The 18,842-nt window shown below is 69.0% G+C and carries 12 protein-coding genes; 4 read left to right on the top strand and 8 right to left on the bottom strand.

The genetic code is table 11. The features are described from left to right. Window positions 1–14 precede the first annotated feature (14 nt). From tnpC to WMF22_RS46745, 5 genes are all read right to left on the bottom strand, one after another. Window positions 15–1,853, bottom strand: a complete 1,839-nt coding sequence (gene tnpC / locus WMF22_RS46725; protein ID WP_438033952.1) for an IS66 family transposase — start codon at window positions 1,851–1,853, stop codon at window positions 15–17. Between the two features lie 120 nt (window positions 1,854–1,973). After that, on the bottom strand, window positions 1,974–2,345 hold the full coding sequence (gene tnpB / locus WMF22_RS46730) for an IS66 family insertion sequence element accessory protein TnpB (RefSeq protein ID WP_437296052.1): 372 nt from the start codon (window positions 2,343–2,345) through the stop codon (window positions 1,974–1,976). Further along, window positions 2,342–2,683, bottom strand: a complete 342-nt coding sequence (gene tnpA, locus WMF22_RS46735; RefSeq protein WP_437296051.1) for an IS66 family insertion sequence element accessory protein TnpA — start codon at window positions 2,681–2,683, stop codon at window positions 2,342–2,344. Before tnpA ends, tnpB begins: the two co-directional genes overlap by 4 nt. 142 nt (window positions 2,684–2,825) lie before the next feature. Next, a complete protein-coding gene (locus tag WMF22_RS46740) occupies window positions 2,826–3,395 on the bottom strand; it encodes an RNA polymerase sigma factor (protein WP_438033953.1) in 570 nt (189 codons plus the stop codon). A gap of 108 nt (window positions 3,396–3,503) precedes the next feature. Next, window positions 3,504–4,598, bottom strand: coding sequence for a sigma-70 family RNA polymerase sigma factor (locus tag WMF22_RS46745; RefSeq protein WP_438033954.1), 1,095 nt, complete (start codon window positions 4,596–4,598; stop codon window positions 3,504–3,506). A 229-nt stretch (window positions 4,599–4,827) separates the two neighbouring features. Here WMF22_RS46745 and WMF22_RS46750 point away from each other — a divergent pair, with 229 nt between their 5' ends. From WMF22_RS46750 to WMF22_RS46765, 4 genes are all read left to right on the top strand, one after another. Further along, window positions 4,828–5,520: a hypothetical protein gene (locus WMF22_RS46750; protein ID WP_438033955.1), complete on the top strand. Its 693-nt coding sequence runs from the start codon at window positions 4,828–4,830 to the stop codon at window positions 5,518–5,520. Further along, window positions 5,514–7,187, top strand: a complete 1,674-nt coding sequence (locus tag WMF22_RS46755; RefSeq protein ID WP_438033956.1) for a hypothetical protein — start codon at window positions 5,514–5,516, stop codon at window positions 7,185–7,187. Before WMF22_RS46750 ends, WMF22_RS46755 begins: the two co-directional genes overlap by 7 nt. 1,740 nt (window positions 7,188–8,927) lie before the next feature. Continuing rightward, window positions 8,928–10,163 carry a PAS domain S-box protein gene (locus WMF22_RS46760; RefSeq protein ID WP_438033957.1) on the top strand — a complete coding sequence of 412 codons (1,236 nt, stop codon included), beginning with the start codon at window positions 8,928–8,930 and terminating at the stop codon, window positions 10,161–10,163. Window positions 10,164–10,207: 44 nt separating this feature from the next. Beyond that, entirely contained in the window at window positions 10,208–14,242 is a 4,035-nt protein-coding gene (locus tag WMF22_RS46765) for a non-ribosomal peptide synthetase (RefSeq protein ID WP_438033958.1), read from the top strand. 63 nt (window positions 14,243–14,305) lie between these two features. On the opposite strand, the gene WMF22_RS46770 is transcribed toward WMF22_RS46765, so the two are convergent. The 3 genes from WMF22_RS46770 to nirD all read right to left on the bottom strand — a co-directional run bounded on the left by WMF22_RS46770 (window position 14,306) and on the right by nirD (window position 18,812). After that, the gene (locus tag WMF22_RS46770) at window positions 14,306–16,552 is read right to left on the bottom strand and encodes a molybdopterin oxidoreductase family protein (protein WP_438033959.1); all 2,247 of its coding nucleotides are present in this window, start codon (window positions 16,550–16,552) and stop codon (window positions 14,306–14,308) included. Next, window positions 16,552–18,294 (bottom strand): DmsC/YnfH family molybdoenzyme membrane anchor subunit, encoded by a 1,743-nt coding sequence (locus WMF22_RS46775; RefSeq protein ID WP_437296296.1) that lies wholly within the window; start codon window positions 18,292–18,294, stop codon window positions 16,552–16,554. Before WMF22_RS46775 ends, WMF22_RS46770 begins: the two co-directional genes overlap by 1 nt. Before the next feature lie 119 nt (window positions 18,295–18,413). Then, window positions 18,414–18,812 (bottom strand): nitrite reductase small subunit NirD, encoded by a 399-nt coding sequence (nirD, locus tag WMF22_RS46780; RefSeq protein ID WP_437296297.1) that lies wholly within the window; start codon window positions 18,810–18,812, stop codon window positions 18,414–18,416. Window positions 18,813–18,842 lie beyond the last annotated feature (30 nt).

The following is an 18,842-nucleotide window of genomic DNA, read 5'->3' on the forward strand; positions in this document are numbered from 1 at the left end:
GCTGTCAGGCGAGATCAGGGGACCTGCGGCGGTGCGGTCTCGGCGAACGGGACCGCTCGCCGCAACTTCGAGGGCGACAGGGCGATGCCTTCCAGGATCTTCGCGAGCTCGGCGGCGTCAATAAGGACGCTCGTGGCTCCCGGAGTGACGGCACGTGGGGCTCGAAATGCCCCACGCTCGAGCCTTTTGTAAAGTAGACAGTATCCGCTGCGGTCCCACCAAAGGGCCTTGCAGCGATCGGCCGCCCGGTTGAAAAAGAGAAACAGCGCTCCGGAGAGCGGGTCTTGTCGCAGCACCTCGCGCACGACGGCAGCGAGACCATCGAACGAGCGCCGTAGATCGAGCGGCTCGGTGGCAACGTAGATCGAGACGCGGCCAGGGATCATCGTGCCCCCCCGAGCGCACGAACAACGCGCGCCAGCGTAACCTCGTCGAACGACGGCGGGACGCGGACGACCGCCCCGTCCGGCAAGACGATCTCCAGCGCCGCGCCCGAAGAGGGCGTCGTGGCTGCAGGCGGGGCGACCACCACGGGCAGCAGCGCCGGAAGCGTCGCCTTCTCCGAGCGCTGCCGGTGCTCGCTCCGCTTCATGCCCAGTCGGCGGCTCCAGGAGTACAGTGTGCCGGCGTTGACCCCCTCCTGCTCCGCGAACACGCGGGCGGAGTGCCCGCTCTTGTGCCAGCGCGCCACGCGGTCGCGCCAGGTGCGTGTGCTCTCGTCCATCGGTACCTCCGGCGCGGGTTTCTAAGCGGCGCAGAGGCTCGAAGACAGGATGTGGTCCGCAGAACGCGTACGCTACCGTCGCGCGGTCCCGGTCGGAGGTCATCGCCTCGAAGAACTTCCGCCGGCAATGGGCCCAGCAACCGACCTCGGTCACCCCCTCGGTGCGGAAGAGCTGCTCGTAGACGTTCGAGGCGTCGGCCTGGACATAGCCCTTGTAGCCGCGAAGGAACTCCTTCGGGCCATCCTGGTTGTGATGCGGCGTGAAACGGAACAGGACGTGATCTCGGTCCGCCACCAGGACCCAGAAGTGGCCCCGCCGACACTTGTCCTTTGCTTGCACGAGCACGCCGGTGGCGTCGATGGCGATGCAGTGCGCGTTCAGGGCGTCCTTGGCCATCGCCCCGACGAGGATCGCGAGCTTGTCGGCGCACGACTCGACCCAGCCGCACAGCGTCGAGCGCGAGAGGTGAAGGCCCCAGCGCTCGAACATCTTCTCCTGCCGGTGGAGCGGCAAGTGGTCGGCGTACTTGCTGACCAGCACGTGCGCGAGCAACCCCGGACCGGCGAGGCTGCGCGGGACAGGGCTGTCGGGGACGTCGGCGATCGTGATGCCTTGCTCGGGCTCACCTTTGACCGCGAACTTCGGCCTCACGATCTGCAGTCGCACGAAGCTCGCGGGCCGCCACTCCAGCGTCTCCGACACCTCCTCGCCGATGCGGACAAGCGCGGTCGCGCGCTCGTCCTGCGCCTCCGGCGGCAACAGCTCGATCCGCTCGACCGGCAGATGCTCGGGCAGCCGTTGCCGCCCGTGCGGGCGAGCCTGGCGCCCCTTGTCCCCGCCTCCGGAGGAGCCGTTCGGCGCCGCGCCATCGCCACCGTCGGGTGAGCCGGTCGCGCCCGCATCCGGCTGCGCCCCGGTGCCCGCGAGCATCTGCACGATCGCATCGAAGGCGAGCTGCATCTGCCCGGGGTCGACGTGCTCGGCCTTCTGGCCGAAGATGTGCCGGCGAAGCCGCTCCAGCTCGATGCTGGCGAGCTCGTAGAGCTTGCGGTACTCGTCCCGCTCGTGGGCAGCGCGCGCGAGCTTGTCCTTGAGCTCGCGAATCTGCTCTTCGACCGGCTTGCTCACGACGCGGTAAGTACTCGTGAGCTCTTGCTTTTTGAAGGGGCTTGTGGAGGAAAATTCATGTCGCTCGAGGCAATGCAACCGTGGGGGCTACCCAGGAGCGTGCGAGGCTGTCAGGCGAGATCAGGGGACCTGCGGCGGTGCGGTCTCGGCGAACGGGACCGCTCGCCGCAACTTCGAGGGCGACAGGGCGATGCCTTCCAGGATCTTCGCGAGCTCGGCGGCGTCAATAAGGACGCTCGTGGCTCCCGGAGTGACGGCACGTGGGGCTCGAAATGCCCCACGCTCGAGCCTTTTGTAAAGTAGACAGTATCCGCTGCGGTCCCACCAAAGGGCCTTGCAGCGATCGGCCGCCCGGTTGAAAAAGAGAAACAGCGCTCCGGAGAGCGGGTCTTGTCGCAGCACCTCGCGCACGACGGCAGCGAGACCATCGAACGAGCGCCGTAGATCGAGCGGCTCGGTGGCAACGTAGATCGAGACGCGGCCAGGGATCATCGTGCCCCCCCGAGCGCACGAACAACGCGCGCCAGCGTAACCTCGTCGAACGACGGCGGGACGCGGACGACCGCCCCGTCCGGCAAGACGATCTCCAGCGCCGCGCCCGAAGAGGGCGTCGTGGCTGCAGGCGGGGCGACCACCACGGGCAGCAGCGCCGGAAGCGTCGCCTTCTCCGAGCGCTGCCGGTGCTCGCTCCGCTTCATGCCCAGTCGGCGGCTCCAGGAGTACAGTGTGCCGGCGTTGACCCCCTCCTGCTCCGCGAACACGCGGGCGGAGTGCCCGCTCTTGTGCCAGCGCGCCACGCGGTCGCGCCAGGTGCGTGTGCTCTCGTCCATCGGTACCTCCGGCGCGGGTTTCTAAGCGGCGCAGAGGCTCGAAGACAGGATGTGGTCCGCAGAACGCGTACGATCCAGCGAGCAGGCCTTGCTCGACCAGCTCGAACGCGCGCGGCGCCGGCGAGCTACGTCCGCACCTCGTTCAGCGGAGGATCTTTCGCAACTGCTTTCGCACGCGGTGCAGCCGCTTGTTCGTCGTGCCTGGATGGGCACCAAGCGCTGCTGCGATCTCCTCAGCGGTATTGCCCACGGCGGCGCCCGCGAGCACGGCACGGAGCTCGGGCCTGAGCCGCTCCAGGCAACGAAGCGCTGTCCGGGCCTCCACCTGGCCGAAGGGCGACGGTGCATGCCTCGCTATCCCTGGAGCCGCGAACGCCGCAAGCTCCCTGTACCACCGGTACAGGCGCTCCCGGTAATGCAAGATGTGGTGCCAGGTAACACCGAAGAGCCAGCTCTCTAGAGCCTTCTTCGGCGGCACCTCCGGACGGGGCCGAAATCCTCCGCCTTCCACGCTGCGCCAGGCGGACAGGAAGATCTCCTGCATCACATCCGGCTGGTCGCGAGCGGGTACGCCGAACTGGCGCAACACGGCATGGATCATCCTCGAGTGCCGCATGATGGCCTCGAAGGGAACGTGCACTGCCGGGGGCGCACCCATCTCGACTCGACGTGACGTGCGCCTATGCTCCGCCACGGCTTCCTTGCGTGTCATGGACGTGCTCATTCTCCTGGCCCGGCTCAGGGCGGATCTCGGCCTGACGTCGCTCAAGATCGCCGCCGTCTCCACCGCTGGCTATCTGTCGCTAGGGCCGCGGCCGATTCAGCGAAGTTGCAGCAGCAGCGCCTCGCGCTCCCGGGCCAGCGGACCCCGAGGGAACTCCATGGCGTGCATGTCGAGCAGGCGTCGCGCATCGACGTCAGCCCTGGCGTTGTAGGCTTCGATGGCCTTGCGCGCCTGGAAGATCAGGTCCTTCTCGCGCTCGCTCGCGGCCGGGCGTACGGCGCGGACGGGCGGCGAGGAACGCGCAGCTGTTGCGGCCGGTGAAGCAGGCTTGCCGTTCATTGCGGCCGGTGCATTCTCGCCCGGTGCCGGGATGCCGCCCTGCGGCGGGGGCGAGGCCGCGGCGACCGCGCCGCGTGCGTCTGGCTCGTCGAGGGGCGGCGCGGTGTGCTGCTGCGGGGGCGTGGCCGCACCGGCGTGGATCGCTGCCGGCCGTAACCATGGGGTCGCACTGGCCAAGCCTGACGAGCGTGGAGCTGTCGCGACGACAGCTCCCGTGAGCACGACGAGCGCCGCCTGCGCGAGGACCTTCGCCCCGACCTTCTGGAGGTGCAGCGCGGTCGTCCACCACGAGCGACGGAGCAGGCCGAACGCCACAGGGACGCAGGGCACCTTGTCCCAGCCCCGGAATTCTTGCTGCGCCATCCATCGCCGCTTCGCCTCGTCCAGCTGCTCGCGTGCCCTGCGGTGCTCGCTCCTCACGGTGTCCAGCTTGAGCCCCAGCTCGGCGGCGATCTCGGCGAGCGACTTCTCCTCGAGCTCGTGCTTGATCAAGAGGTCGCGGTACTTGGGGTCGACCTGCTCGATCAGGTCGCGCATGGTCGCTTCCCGCTGCTCCCTGCGGAGCAGGGCTTCCGGGCTCGGTTGGTCCCCGCGGAGGTCGCGCTCGTCGAACGGGGTCAGGACCTCACCCCGACGGCTCGCGTCCCGCAGGTGGCTGCGGGCGAGGTTCAGGGCGATGGTGACCGAGTACGGCGCTGGATCCACGCCCGTCTCGAGCCGCCCTCTCGCCTCCCAGTCCCGCAGGAGCGTTTCCTGCGCGAGGTCCTCGGCGTGTCGCGCGGGGACACCGACCCGCCTGATGAGGCGGCGGAAGCGCTCGAAGTGGGGGGGAGTTCGTGCTGGCTTGCTCACAGCTGGTAGCACCCCTGAGCTGGCCGGAAGGGTTCAAGAAAGAGAAGGGTCGGTCAACTTTGGTGGGATAATGTGCGCCATTGGGGAATGCGTACCTGGGCGGCTCCACTGCGCGGAGGGTCGACCGGCGCCTTTGCGTCGCCGGGCCGATCTTTGCCTGACAAAGCGTTCCTTCCCTGCGAATTTGTCGCGGTTGACGCCGCGCGCCGGGCGTAAGTACGGTCCGCGCATGCGTGACGTTGCGCCTTCGTTGTTGTTCTGCCTGATGCTCGGCGCCGCTGGTGTCTACACGAGCCCCGCCAGCGCCGAGGACATCTATTCGACGCTGGAGCGAAGCGGCAGCTCGACGGTGAAGGACCATGTTCGCCGTGCGCAGAGAGCCCGTGACGGAGGTCGGTGGACCGAGGCACACGCGGCCTACGATGCGGCGCTCCAGGCGACAGACCCGGCGTCGAACACGGAGAAGGAGCGCGCGGAGATCGCCGGAGAGCTCGGCCTGTGTGAGCTCGAGCTGCGCAAGTACCGTGATGCTGCCGAGCATCTCGCCTGGAGTCTCGAGCAGCGCAACGTCCTGCCCCTTGAACTACAGCTGCGTTTCGAGGCCGGATTGCTGATTTGGAGTGCGTACACCGAGGATGAGCTCCACGACCGAGCTACCGCGCTGCGTGGCGTAGACGAGGACGCGAGCCGATGTGCCCGCCCGAACGCACCGCGCGCGTGCTCGGAGCTGCGCGACCTGCAAGAGAAGCGCGATCTCCTGACGAAAGCTGGATGGGTGACTGTGGTGTCGGGCGGCGCGATCGGTGCCCTGACGCTCGTGTCTCTGCTCGTGGACCGAACCTCATCGTCCAGCGATGGGGTGCGTGTTGTGCCCACGGTGAGCGGGCAGCGCATGGGGCTTATGATGGCGGGTGTGTGGTGACGAACGTGGAGCTTCGGAGCATGGATACCTCATCGAAAGGTCGACGCCGGGTGGCTGTGGCCACCTTGGTGCCTATCGCGTTCGGGTTCGGAATCGCTTCTGTCGTGTACGGGTGTTCCTCCGGTCACGAGGATCCCATCTGTGTCGACGACCCCACGCTGGAGCCTCCGCAAGATGGGTGCGGCCTGTTCGTCAGCGCAAGTCTCGGCGACGACGCGAATCCAGGAACGCGCGCGAAGCCGCTGAAGACACTGCGCAAGGCCCTCGAGCTCGTGGAGGCGGGCGGTCACCCCCACCATGTCTACGCTTGCGCTGAGACCTTCGACGAACGTATCTGGTTCTACGATACCAGCATCTGGGGCGGGTTCGACTGCGCGAACGACTGGCAGCACCTCGGTGCCGATGCGAAGACCATCATCGCCCCGAATCAGCCCGAGCGCGAAGTCGTGACGTTCGGAGGGCGGGAAGTCACGCTCGCGAACCTGCGGATCGTGGCGCCCGATGGTAACGAGATGGACCGAACAGCAGCGTGCTCGATCGGAATCGTCGCTGTGCGCGATGAGGCCGAGCTCAAGCTCGTTGCGAGCGAAGTCATCACAGGACGGGGCGCGATGCCGGGCGGCAACTCGATCGGGATCTATCTCTCCGCTGGCAGCGAGATCGAGCTGATCGACAGCCGCATTGTCGCAGGTGACGGAGCCGACGGTGAGCCCGGAGCTCCGGCGGAGGATGCAGCGGCGGCCGATGGGCGGCCTGGACACGCGGGAGCCGACGCGTGCACGGTCGATGACGTGGCTGCAACCCGAGAGGTCACAACGGAGTGTGACGACGAAACCTCGGTCAGCGGCCAGGGCGGCCCCGGTCTGCCCGATGAGGGCTTCAGCGGAGGTCATGGGGAGCCGCTGCCCGACCCGAACCCGACAGGCGCCGGTACCGGGGGCGTCGGTCAGCAGGGAAGCATGGCGTGCAGCGACGGCCAGCGCGGCCTCGACGGTGCGGCGGGTGTGCACGGTCAGGGGGCAAGGCTTCCTGGCGTTGTGGGATGGGTCCGCTCGCTGGGCAAGGGTCAGGACGGGACCCTCGGACGCCCGGGTCAGGGAGGCGGCGGTGGTGGCGGCTCGCGCGGCGGTGCGACCGCCTGTGGTGCCGGGCCGGTCGGGGGAGCGTTCGGCGGCTCGGGTGGTTCCGGCGGTTGTGGCGGCAAGCAGGGGACAGGCGGTTTCGCCGGAGGGGTGAGCGCTGGCATCGTCACGAGAGGTTCGAAGGTCACCATCCGCGGATCGACCCTTCAGACCGGCCGCGGCGGCCGGGGCGGCGCGGGAGGGGCGGGACTGCCAGGAGGAAGCGGAGCTCCCGGCGGTGAGGGAGGCGGAGGCGTGCCCGGAGCACTCGCGGGATGCCGCGGAGGCGATGGCGGCACCGGGGGGCCCGGCGGTGGCGCAGGCGGCGGGCTCGGCGGTCATTCGGTAGCCATCGCGTATCTGGAGACCGCGGAGGTCACGCGCGAGAACGTCCAGGCGACGTTTCTCCTTGGAACTGCTGGGGAGGGAGGGGACGGCGGCGATCCGAATGTCACGGAGAGCAAGGGCGACGATGGCGTGGCGGTCGAGTTCCTGCCGTTTGCGGCCATGGATCCCAACGACCCAGACTCTCATGAGCTGCAGTAGGGGGCGCAATGTGGGAAGAGATGACGAGATGGGAATCGGGCTTCCGCGCGCTGGGGGCTCGGCCTTTGCTGTTCGGAGTCGCTTTGTTCAACGGGAGCGCGGCGCTCGGATGCGGTAGCGAATCGGGGGTATGGGAACGTTGCGAGGAGACCCTCACATGCGCGCCGGTGGAGTCCTGCAACGCGGATCCCGGCAACGCCGATCGTCCGGTCGACTGCGAGGGCGTGTATGTGGCAGACAAAGGCGATGATGCTTGGCCTGGCACGCCGAATTCGCCGATAAAATCGTTTGCGCGGGCGTTCGAGCTTGCCCGCGAGCGTGGCATGCGGGTGTACGCATGCGCCGACACATTCTCTGTCGAAGTCCGCGTGCCAGCAGGAATGGACGTGTGGGGAGGTCTCGACTGCCGCGGTCTGCGGAGCTGGGCAAGCCATCCTGTCCTGCACAGAGGGGAGGGGCGGGCTGGCGGGGGATGACGGCGCGAACGGGAATGGCGCATCAGGGCCCGGTCGGGTCACAAACACGGGGCTGGAAGGTGGCGCAGGCGAAGATGGCCATGCAGGGCAGCACGGTTACGGGGGCGGCGGTGGAGGCGGCTCGCGTGGCGGTTCAGCGTACTGCGGCGCAGGCGCAGTACAGGGCGGCGCTTCTGGCGGTTCCGGCGGTGCTGGCGGCTGCGGCGGCAAGCCCGGAAAGGGCGGCGGTCCAGGCGGATCCAGCATCGGGATTCTCTCTTACCACGGCCGCGTCCGCGTAAGTAAAACCAGCATCATCACGGGTCGTGGTGGAAACGGTGGACGAGGCGGGGACGGCCAGTACGGCGGCGTGGGTGGGTACGGTGGCACTGGCGGAGGCAACAGGGCCGGATCGCAGCCAGGCTGCCGCGGCGGCGATGGCGGGAAGGGCGGCAACGGCGGTCGGGGAGGTGGAGGCCACGGAGGACATTCACTCGCGGTGGCACATACCGTCGACCAGGGCCCTGACGTCGAGCCCGACTCTCCGATCAAGTTCGGCCTCCCTGGTGACGGCGGAGGTGCCGGCGATCTGAACGCGAACTCGGGCAAGACCGGTTCCGCAGCCGTCTCGATGGGTTTTCAGGACTAGACACGTGACGCTCCGAGGGCGCCGGCCGGACACCGGGCTCCGCCCCGCCGCCCATTCCCAGGGCGAACGCCTCGCCGCCAATGCCGTCCAGCCTGGCCTCGCGGCAGCGCGGCGAGGCGTCGTTGCGAACCGGCGCGAGCTCGCCCGGCGGACCGTGGGGACGTCACAGGACGGTGACGTGGTGCCGAGAATGACGCACAGGGAACGAGAACGCCATACGGGTGGCCGTCGTCATCAGGAATCTTCTGACCGTCTCTATGCGACGAGCGCACGATTGCGACGCTGGGCATCCGTCACATCGAGCCGCGCCACGCGCGGGCCCGCTCCGTCGGAGACGCGCGCAGCCAAGCAATCGACCAGGCGCCGGACCGCACAATAAGTCGATAACCGCAGCAAACGTCCTCGCTGTGACAATACAGATCAGCGGGCCCTGCTGTCCCCACTGTGACGCTCTTCCTGCCGAGATTGATGCTGTCTAAGGCGTCTCATCAGGTGTAGCGTCGCTGGTGGAGGCGAGGTGTCCAGCGTCGCCGCCGCCTGACCTTTGCCAGCAGCCAGCATCGGGGGAAATCGATGGAACCTCACGAGACGGTTCTCCAATCGCACCATGGCGAGCTTGCCGCCCTGCGCGCTCGTGTGTCCAGGCTAGAGCAGATCGAGCGGGATCTGCGCGCCGAGCTCAGCCGTACGAACGCCGTGCTACAGGCAATTCCGTGCCTGCTCTGCGTCCACGATCCTGTCGAGCAGCGAAAGCTCTACGAGAACCGCTCGCTGGCCGGCGAGCTCGGATATGCGGCGGACGAAGCGGGCCTCGCCGGCCTCGATGCGTTCGTGACGCTCGCGCACCCCGACGACCAGACCCGGGCTCGCGAGCAGCTCGATCACGCGGGAGAAGGCCAGGCGAGCGACTCGGCGGAGCTCGCGTATCGGCTGCGCAAGGCCGACGGGTCGTGGTGCTGGGTCACGAGGCGCGAGATCGTCCTCGCGCGGGATGGCGCCGGCAAGCCGCGCCAGGTCATGAGCGTAGTCCAGGACATCACAGGTCGAAAGGACATGGAGGTGGAGCAGCGCCGCCAGGCCGAAGAGCTCGGCGTCTCCAAGACGTTGATTGACAATGCGCTGGATGGTATCACATTGACGTCCATGAGCGGGCAGGTCGTCTACGCCAACACCGCCTTCAAGGCGATGAGCGGCTTCGGCGACGCCGCGGTCGGCTGCGGGCTGAATGACTTCTATATGCCGGAGACCTTCCGCCGGCTCTCCGACGAGGTCTTGCCGATCCTGATGAAGGACGGCGCATGGCGCGGCGTCCTCAAGATCCGGCGCCCCGACGGGAGCGAGTGGATGGGGCAGACCAGCGCCTTCGTGGTCATGGGCCCGGCGGGCGAGCCGACGGGCATGGCGGCGTTCTTCAGGGACATCACGGAGCAGCTCCGGTACGAGGAGGAGACGCTCGCCCAGATGCGGGTGATCCAGGCGCAGCAGGCGGCGCTCCGGGAGCTCGGCACGCCGCTCATCCCGATCGCCGACGGCGTGATCGCGATGCCCCTCATCGGGGCGATCGACCGGGAGCGCGCGCAGCAGATCCTGGAGACGCTCCTGAACGCCCTCGGCGAGAGGCAAGCGGCGGTGGCCATACTCGATATCACCGGCGTGAAGGCCGTGGACGCAGAGGTGGCCGCCGCGCTGGTCCGCGTCGCGCAGGCGGCGAGGCTGCTCGGCGCCGACGTCGTGCTGTCAGGCGTCCGCCCCGTCGTCGCGCAGGCGCTCGTCGATCTTGGCACCGAGCTCAGAGGGCTCGTCACCTGCGGCACCCTGCAAAGTGGTATCGCCTATGCGCTGAAGCGCAAGGCACGCTCGATGACCGTCTGAGCTCCCACGCATCGTCCTCTGCAGTTCAACGGGGAGGTTCGATCATGCGCGCTCACGCGACACAGGCACGTCTGTCCCACGCGCCGGGGGAGCTCCCGCGCGAGCTCCCCGCGCTCGATCTCGCGACCGATCGCCCACGCCCGCCCGCGCCTTCGCGATGTCGCGCGTCGGCGTCGCGAGAGCTGCCGCCTCGGCTCGTCCGGGAGCTCGACCGCGTGCGCCGGGGCTCGGGCGCGACGCTCTTCGTCACCCTGCTCTCCGCTTATGCGGCGCTGCTCTACCGCCATACCGTTCAGAGCGAGATCGTGATCGGGACACCCTGGCCTCGCCGCGGCGGCCGGCGGGGCTGGCGCGCGGCGCCCGGGCCCCGCTGCCCGCTCGTCCTTGGCGCCCGCATCGACGAGGAGCTCGGCTTTCGAGGCCTCCTCGCGCAGCTCGCCGCGCAGATCGCCTCGGCCGAGGCCCGCCGCCACGCGCCTCTGGACCAGCCGCTCGCGGGGCCCGGGGGGGCGGAGGACACGAGCGATCACCCGACGTTCCAGACCACCTTCGAGCTCGTGCGACCCGGGGATGTGCTGCGCCGCGCCGCGATCAGGGGGGCGACGGCGGCGCGGCGCTCGCGCGCCCGCCCGGCCGCGCCGGTCGATCTGTCGCTGTCCGTCACGGCGCTGGAGCGATCGCTCGTCGCGACGATGACCTACAGCGCCGACGTGTTCGATCCCGGGACGATCGAGCGGATGCTGGACCATCTCGGTCTCCTGCTCGCGGGCGTCGCGGAGGACGCCGAGCGGCCGATCGCCGAGATTCCGCTGCTCACGCCGGAGGAGCGGCGCCGGGTGACCGTCGTCTGGAACGCGACGCGGACCGCCTATCCGCGCGACGCGTGCATTCATGCGCTCTTCGAGGAGCACGCCGCGCGGACGCCCGACGCCATCGCCGTCATCGAGGGCGACGAGGCGCTCACCTACCGCGAGCTCGACCGCCGCGCCAACCGGCTCGCTCATCGGATCTCCGCGCGCCGCGCCGGCCCCGACCTGCGCGTGGCCGTCCTCGCCGAGCGGTCGTCGCGCGCGCTCGTCGCCCTGCTCGGCGTCCTCAAGGCCGGCGGCGCCTACGTGCCCCTCGATCCGAGCATGCCAGACGAGCGGCTGCGCTTCATGCTGGAGGACGCGGCGGTGAGCCTCGTGCTCGGGCAGCGAGCGCTGGTGACGCGGCTCGACTTCCGCGGGGACGTCATGTGCCTCGACGAGGACGATGGCGCGCCCGGCGACGACAGAGACCCCGCCATCCCTGCTGCCGCGACCGATCTCGCCTACGTGATGTTCACCTCGGGCTCGACCGGCCGGCCCAAGGGCGTCGCTGTCCCGCACCGAGGGGTCGTCCGCCTCGTACGGGACACAGGCTATGTCGCGTTCGGGCCATCGGATCGCGTGGCGCACGCCTCCAGCCTCTCGTTCGACGCGTCGACGTTCGAGATCTGGGGCGCGCTGCTCAACGGCGCTTGCCTCGTCATCGTGTCTCACGAGACGCTGCTGTCACCGGAAGCGCTGCCCGCGCTCCTCCGGCGAGAAGGCATCTCCGTCCTGTTCCTGACCACGGCGCTCTTCCACCACCTCGCGCGAGTGAGCCCGGACGCCTTTCAGGGGCTCTCCTACCTCGTCGTCGGCGGCGACGTGCTCAATCCGAAGCTGTCGAGAGAGGTGCTCCTGAGAGGCGCCCCGAAGCACCTCGTGAACGGCTACGGTCCGACCGAGAACACGACGTTCTCCACGGCTCACCTCGTGCGCGCGGTCCCGGAGGGCGCCTCCCGCGTGCCGATCGGACGGCCCATCTCGAACACGCGCGTCTATGTCCTGGACCGCCGGCTCCAGCCGGTGCCCGTGGGCGTCCCCGGTGAGCTCTACGTCGCCGGCGACGGGCTCTCCCGAGGCTACCTGAACCGACCCGATCTGACAGCCGCGGCGTTCGTCCAGAACCCCTTGCCCGAGGAGCCGGGAGAGCGCCTGTACAAGACGGGCGATCAGGTCCGCTATCTGGCCGATGGGTCGCTCGATTTCCTGGGGCGGATCGACTGTCAGGTGAAGATCCGTGGCTTCCGCGTCGAGCTCGCGGAGATCGAGGCGGCGCTGTGCGCGTGCCCCTCCGTGCGCGAGGCCGTTGTCGTGCTCCACGAGCACGCGCCCGGCGACATGCGCCTCGTGGCGTACGTCGTCTCGGACGTCGGCGCGGGCGGCCCGCCGTCGCGCCCCGCGGACGGGGATCGGTGGCGGGGAGCGGAGGCCGGCGTGGACAGCTGCGGTCCCGCGTCCCGCGACCTGTCGAGGAGCCTGCGCCGGTCTCTGCAGGAGAAGCTGCCCGCCTACATGATCCCGGCCGCGTTCGTCGTGCTGCCATCGCTGCCGCTCGCCGCGACAGGGAAGGTCGATCGCCGGGCGCTGCCGCCGCCCGACGCCGGCCGGCTGCACACCGGAGAGCCGGAGAGCACCCGCTCTCCGGAGAGCACCCGCTCTCCGATCGAGCGCCGGGTGGCCGAGATCTGGGCGTCCGTCCTCCATGCCGATCGCCCGGAGGTCGACGATGACTTCTTCGAGCTCGGCGGAAACTCCCTGCTGGCGGCGCAGGTGCTCCTCCAGGTGCGGACGGCCTTCCAGGTCGACGTGCCCGCGCGCCGGCTGTTCGAGTCACCCACCCTGGCCGGGCTCGCCCGTGCCGTCGAGGAGGCGCGGCGCTGGAAGGCGCGCGGCGCCGCGGCGTCGATGGGCGCGATCGACCTCCGCGCGGAGGCCGCCCTCGCCCCCGACATCCGCCCTTGCGGCTCGTTCGTCGACACGAGCGCTCCGCCTCGCCACGTCTTCCTCACCGGCGCCACGGGGTTCCTGGGCGCCTTTCTCGTGCGCGAGCTCCTCACGCAGACGCGCGCCACGGTCCATTGCCTGGTCCGCGCGCCCGACGCCGCCGCAGGCCTTGCGAGACTGCGGCAGAGCCTTTCGGCCTATTCGCTCTGGGATCCGGCGGCGAGCGCGAGGATCGTCGCCGTGCCGGGCGACCTGAGGGAGCCGCTGCTCGGGCTCACCCCGGCTCGCTTCGAGGCGCTCGCGCGGCGCGTCGACGCGATCTACCACGCCGGCGCCGAGGTCAATTACATCAAGCCGTACGCGTCCCACAAGGCGGCGAACGTGCTGGGGACACAGGAGGTCTTGCGGCTCGCCTGCCTGGGCCGGACGAAGCCCGTGCACCACGTCTCGACGATCGGGGTCATCGGCCAGATCGGCTATTTCACCGGCGCCCAGACCGTGCGGGAGAGCGACGATCTCGATCGCTGGGTGGACCACCTCCACACGGACATGGGCTATTCCCAGAGCAAGTGGGTCGCCGAGAAGCTCGTGTGGATCGCGCGCGCGCGCGGGGTGCCCGTCACCGTCCTCCGCCCCGGATTCATCCTGGGTCACAGCCAGACGGGCGCCGCCAACCTGACCGACTTCGTAAGCAGAATGATCAAAGGCTGCATCGAGATGCGCTGTGCCCCCGACCTCCCCGCGCAGAGCAAGGAATTCGTGACGGTCGACTACGTCAGCCGGGCGATCGTGCGCCTGTCCTCCCGGCCGGGCTCGCTGGGAAAGGCGTTCCACCTGGTGCCCCCGCCGTCCCAGCGGCTCGATCTGAACGGCTTCTTCGATCTGCTCGTCTCCCGCGGCTATCCGCTGGCGCGGCTGCCTTACGCGCAATGGTGCGAGCAGCTGCTGGCGCGGGTACGGCGATCGAGCGACAGCCCGTTCCTTCCCCTCCTGCCGATGCTGACCGAGAATGTCCACGGCGACCTGACCCGATGGGAGCTGTACGCGCGGATGCCCGTCTACGACTGCCAGAACACGATCGACGGGCTGGCCGGCACGGCGATCGCGTGTCCCCCCATGAACGCCCGGCTGCTGGACACGCTCCTCGCCTACTACCTGCGCCGCGGGCACCTGAGCGCCCCGGCGCCGGCCGCGAGCGGCGTGCGCCGGGCCGCGCCGAGGGCCCGCAGTCCGCAACGATGGCCGAACGCCCCGCGCCCGCCGCGGCGGAGGGCGACCGGCTGAGCGCGCCTCCCACGCGCGCCACGCGCCCCCTCGCGGAGGCTGTCCTCGCGGAGGCCGCGCGGGCTACCCGCGATCCTCTTCCCGCCGCACCTTCACCGCGCAGGCCTTGTACGACGGCTGCCGGGAGTACTGGTCGAAGGCCGGGAACGTCAGCTTGTTCGTGATCTCGTAGTGCATCGGCACGAAGATCTCCCCGGGCTTCACCGAGTTCGTGACGAACGCCCGCGCCTTGATCTCCGCGCGGCGGGAGGCGATGACCACCCACTCGTTCATCTCGATACCGATCCTCTTCGCGTCGACAGGGCTCAGCTCGACGTAGATCTCCTTCGGATAGAGCCGCTGCAGCACCGCCGACTTCTTGGTCCGCGTCTGCGTGTGCCACTGGCTGGAGCTCCCTCGCCCCGTGAGCAGCGTGAACGGATACTGCTCGTCGGTCGGCTCCGGCAGCTGGCGGGGCGCCTGGAAGGCGAACTTCGCCTTCTGATCCGGGCGGTAGTACTGGCCATCCTCGAACAGCCGGCGCTCGTTCGTCTCGAAGGCAGCCCCCTCGGGGTAGGGCCACTGGATGCCGCCGCGCTCGTCGAGCATCGTGTAGCCGTCGATGCCCGTGATGTCGCACGGCTGCCCCTTCGAGAGCCGCTTCAGGATCTGGAAGACCGCCTCCGGGCTCTTCCACTCCTTGAACAGCTCGCCGCAGCCCCAGTACTGGGCGACCAGCTGGAAGATGTGAAAGTCCGCCAGCGCCTGGCCCGGGGCCCGCGCGACCTTCTTGACGAGGCCGATGCGCCGCTCCGAGTTGATGAACGTGCCCTCCTTCTCGGCCCACGAGGCCGCCGGGAGGACGAGGTGGGCGCGCTCCGCCGTCTCCGTCGTGGCGTACATGTCCTGCACCACGAGGAACTCCAGGCGGCCGAGGAGCTCGTGCAGATCCTCCTGGTTGATCCAGGAGTGGGCCGGGTTCGTCGCGATGATCCAGAGGCCCTTGATCTTCCCCTTCAAGATGCCTTCGATGATCTGGTCGTAGGCCAGGCTGTTCCGGGTCGGGATGACCTCCTCCGGAATGCCGAGGATCCCGGCGATCTTCTTCCGGTGCTCCTCCTTCGTGAAGTCGTGGCCGGCGAACAGGCCCGTCGTGTTGCTGAACATCCGCGAGCCCATCGCGTTGCACTGGCCCGTGATGGAGTTCGCCCCGGTGCCGGGGCGGCCGATGTTGCCCGTCATCAGCGCCAGGTTGATGAGCGACTGCGCGACCCGAACGCCCTCGTGGCTCTGGTTGACGCCCATGGTCCACCAGAACGACACCCGCTTTCCGCTATGGATCTTCTCCGCGAACGACGCGAGCTGCGCCTCGCTGAGCCCCGTCGCCTCGGAGACCCGCGCCGGCGTGAAATCCTCGACGTGCGCCTTGAACGCCTCGAAATCGACCGTGTGCGCCTCGATGTACCCCGGGTCGATCCACCCGCGCTGGATGAGGATGTGGGCGATCCCGTAGAACAGCGTCAGATCCGATTTCGGCTTGAGCGCATAGTGCGCCGTCGCCGCCATCGCCGTCTCGGTCTTGCGCGGATCCACGACGAGGATCTCGGGGCGGTTCTTGTTCTTGCAGAGCCGCTCCCACATGATCGGGTGGGCGATGCAGAGGTTCGAGCCGACGAGCACCACGACGTCGGACTCCTCGAAATCGCGGTACGTGTAGGGCGGCGCGTCGAACCCGAACGCCTCCTTGTACGCGACCACCGACGTCGCCATGCACTGCCGGGTGTTGCCGTCCCCGTGCAGCATGCCCATCCCGAACTTCGCGAGCGCCCCGAGGAAGGCCATCTCCTCGGTGACGATCTGCCCGGTGCTGATGAAGGCGATCGACTCCTTGCCGTGCGCGTCCTGGATCGCCTTGAACCGATCGACGAACGTGCGGAGCGCGACGTCCCACTCCACGCGCTCCAGCTTGCCGCGCGCGTTCCTGAGGAGCGGCGTCGTCGCGCGGTCGGTCGCGCGGAGCGGCGTGAGCGCCTCCCAGCCCTTCGGGCACGCCATCCCGAGGTTCACGGGATAGTCCGTGTTGGGCGAGAGGTTGATCGCCTCCCCGTCCTTGAGGTGCACGTTCAGCCCGCACCCGGTCGAGCAGAACCCGCACACGACCGTCGTCGTCTGGTCGGGCTTGAGCCGCGCAGGCACCCTCCCGAGGCCGAACTCGCCGGGCGTGAGCAGCAGCTCGCGCGTCAGCGGCCCGTTGCGCTGCAAGAGGAGGTTGTCCGCCTGCTTGGGCGCCAAAGACGTCTTCTTCGCATCGCTTGCATCGCTGGTCGACATCAGGAGAGCCCTCCGGGCATCTTGGAGGCGGGCGCCGCTGCGAAGAAGAGGTACCGCTCGAGGAACTCGCCCGCGAGGCAGAACAGGAACGCCACGACCGCCATCGCCATCAGCACTTCAGAGCTCACGCCGCTGTTCGGCGCCGAGAAGAGGCTGAGCGCCGGAAGGACGATCCCGCCGAGCACCCCGCAGGCGAAGCGCCAGCCCGTCGCGCCCTTCAGCTCCCCCGTCATCAGGATCGCGCTCCGCTTGAGCGTCGAGTGGCTCCGCTTCCGGAGGTGCCGGAACATCGAGAGCTCCACGAGCAGCTTGAGCGCCGTCGTCACGCACAGGAACGCGCTCAGCGCGCGGAAGCCCCGCGTCAGGAGCAGCGCCGCGTGCTCGGCGCTCAGGAGCAGCCCGATCATCAGGACCGTCGAGCTCCCGAGGATGGCCGCCGTCGTCGCGAACTTGAAGCCCGTCAGGGCCCCGCGCCAGTGCTCCCGCTGCGTCGCGGCGTACACCATCACGGAGCAGAAGACCCCGAGGATCCCGCTCAGCGCGACCGCATACGAGAGCGGCGCCTGCGCGAGGTCGACCGGGGGCAGCGCCGAGACCACCGGGGCGAGCGCCGGGATGGCGGGCACCCAGAAGGACGCCGCGTACAGCGTCGCGGCCCCGGCGAAGAGCGAGAACCCCAGGATCTCCCGGCTGAGCCACGACGTCTTGAGCCCCAGGAAGGCGCGGAACGCGAACTGCGGCCGGCCAAGGTGAAAGAGGCTCGCCATGAGCGCGGCGATCCCGAAGACGAGCGCGAACGTGGCGCTGTGGCCGCCGAAATCCCGCGTCGCCTGCGCGCCGAGCAGCTCGTTGAGGGCCAGGCTCACGCAGAACGCGCCCACCGAGAGCTGCGTCAGCACCAGCATCGCGACGAGCGGAGGGTGGGAGTGCTCCCGGCTCACCTGGTAGAAGTCCGCGGGGAGCATGTTGCGCGGCAGCGACCTCTGCGTCTTGTAGGTCGTCGTCGGGATCGTGATCTCCGGCGCCGCCGCCCCCGGCAGGAAGAGGCTCGTCTGGCTCTCTTGCACGGCCTGCTGCTGGTCGACCATCGTGATCCGGATGGCGCCGTTCGGGCACGACTGCACGCACGCCGGGGCCTCGTCGTTGGCCAGCCGATCGCTGCACATGTCGCACTTGCGCACGATCCCCCGCTCCGCGTTGAACTTCGGAGCGTCGTAGGGGCACATCAGGATGCAGTACTGGCAGCCGATGCACTGGTCATCGAGGTGCTTGACGATGCCGGTGATCGGGTCCTTCTCGTAGGCCTTGACCGGGCACCCCGACATGCACGCCGGGTCCAGGCAGTGGTGGCACGCCGTCGTCACGCTCTGCTGCGCCGGCGTCTGGGGCGTGCCGCCGTGGAGGAGCCCCACCGAGCGCCACACCTCGTTGTCGTCGAGGCCGTTCAGGCTGTGGCAGGCGGTGACGCACGCCTTGCAGGCCGTGCACGCGTCGAGGTCGACCTCGAAGCCGTACTGCTGGCCGGGCTTCGGCTTCTCGAGCGGGATCAGGTCGCGGTAGTACTTGGACTGAGCCGGGAGCGCGTGCTCCTCGTGCATCCTGGAGAACTTCTCGACCGCCGTGAGCTTCTGCTGGTCGGCGAGGAGCGAGTCCAGCAGGCTCTTGTTGCTGTCGTGGATCTTCGGCGCCGAGTTGACGATGGGTAAGCGAAAGTGAGTGTCCGAGACCTTTGCAACGCTCATCGAAATTCCCTGTTTACCCGGCGCGGAAGCCCAGCCCCGAGAACTCCAAGAGAGACACAGCGAACGGCGGCGCGTCCGCCGCACGGGAGCGCCTGGCGCTGGCTCGCCAGGTCATCCCGTCAGCTCGCCGCCGCGAGCGGCTCCGCCGCGGCCTGGATCTCGACACGCCCGCCCCGGACCCGGAGGGGATACACGGGGATGCTCACGCCCGGGTCGTCCAGGCACTGACCCGACCGCAGATCGAAGTTCTGCTTGTAGATCGGCGAGGCGATCTTGGGGACGCCCCCCTTGTCCCCGACGATCCCGCGGGAGAGGACGAACGCCTTGCTGAACGGGTCGAAGTTGCTGATGGCGTAGACCTCCTCGCCCTCGCCGACCCGGACCAGCGCGATCTGGCGCTTCCCGACGAGCGCGCAGACGCCCGTGTTCGGGATGATGTCCTCTACCCCGCAGACGTCGATCCACCCCTGGGTCATGGTCTCGCTCCGAGGCGCCTTCGAAGTGTGCAGCTCGCTCATGACGGTTTCCCTCAGACAAGGCCCCTCGGC

Source organism: Sorangium sp. So ce204 (assembly GCF_051526795.1).
Classification (GTDB): Bacteria; Myxococcota_A; Polyangia; order Polyangiales; family Polyangiaceae; genus Sorangium; species Sorangium cellulosum_B.

Excerpts from the sequence above, each read along its gene's own strand:
- tnpB (WP_437296052.1), bottom strand. The coding sequence starts at position 2,345 with ATGATCCCTGGCCGCGTCTCGATCTACGTTGCCACCGAGCCGCTCGAT.
- tnpA (WP_437296051.1), bottom strand. The coding sequence starts at position 2,683 with ATGGACGAGAGCACACGCACCTGGCGCGACCGCGTGGCGCGCTGGCAC.
- WMF22_RS46740 (WP_438033953.1), bottom strand. The coding sequence starts at position 3,395 with ATGACACGCAAGGAAGCCGTGGCGGAGCATAGGCGCACGTCACGTCGA.
- WMF22_RS46750 (WP_438033955.1), top strand. The coding sequence starts at position 4,828 with ATGCGTGACGTTGCGCCTTCGTTGTTGTTCTGCCTGATGCTCGGCGCC.
- WMF22_RS46765 (WP_438033958.1), top strand. The coding sequence starts at position 10,208 with ATGCGCGCTCACGCGACACAGGCACGTCTGTCCCACGCGCCGGGGGAG.
- WMF22_RS46770 (WP_438033959.1), bottom strand. The coding sequence starts at position 16,552 with ATGTCGACCAGCGATGCAAGCGATGCGAAGAAGACGTCTTTGGCGCCC.
- WMF22_RS46775 (WP_437296296.1), bottom strand. The coding sequence starts at position 18,294 with ATGAGCGTTGCAAAGGTCTCGGACACTCACTTTCGCTTACCCATCGTC.
- nirD (WP_437296297.1), bottom strand. The coding sequence starts at position 18,812 with ATGAGCGAGCTGCACACTTCGAAGGCGCCTCGGAGCGAGACCATGACC.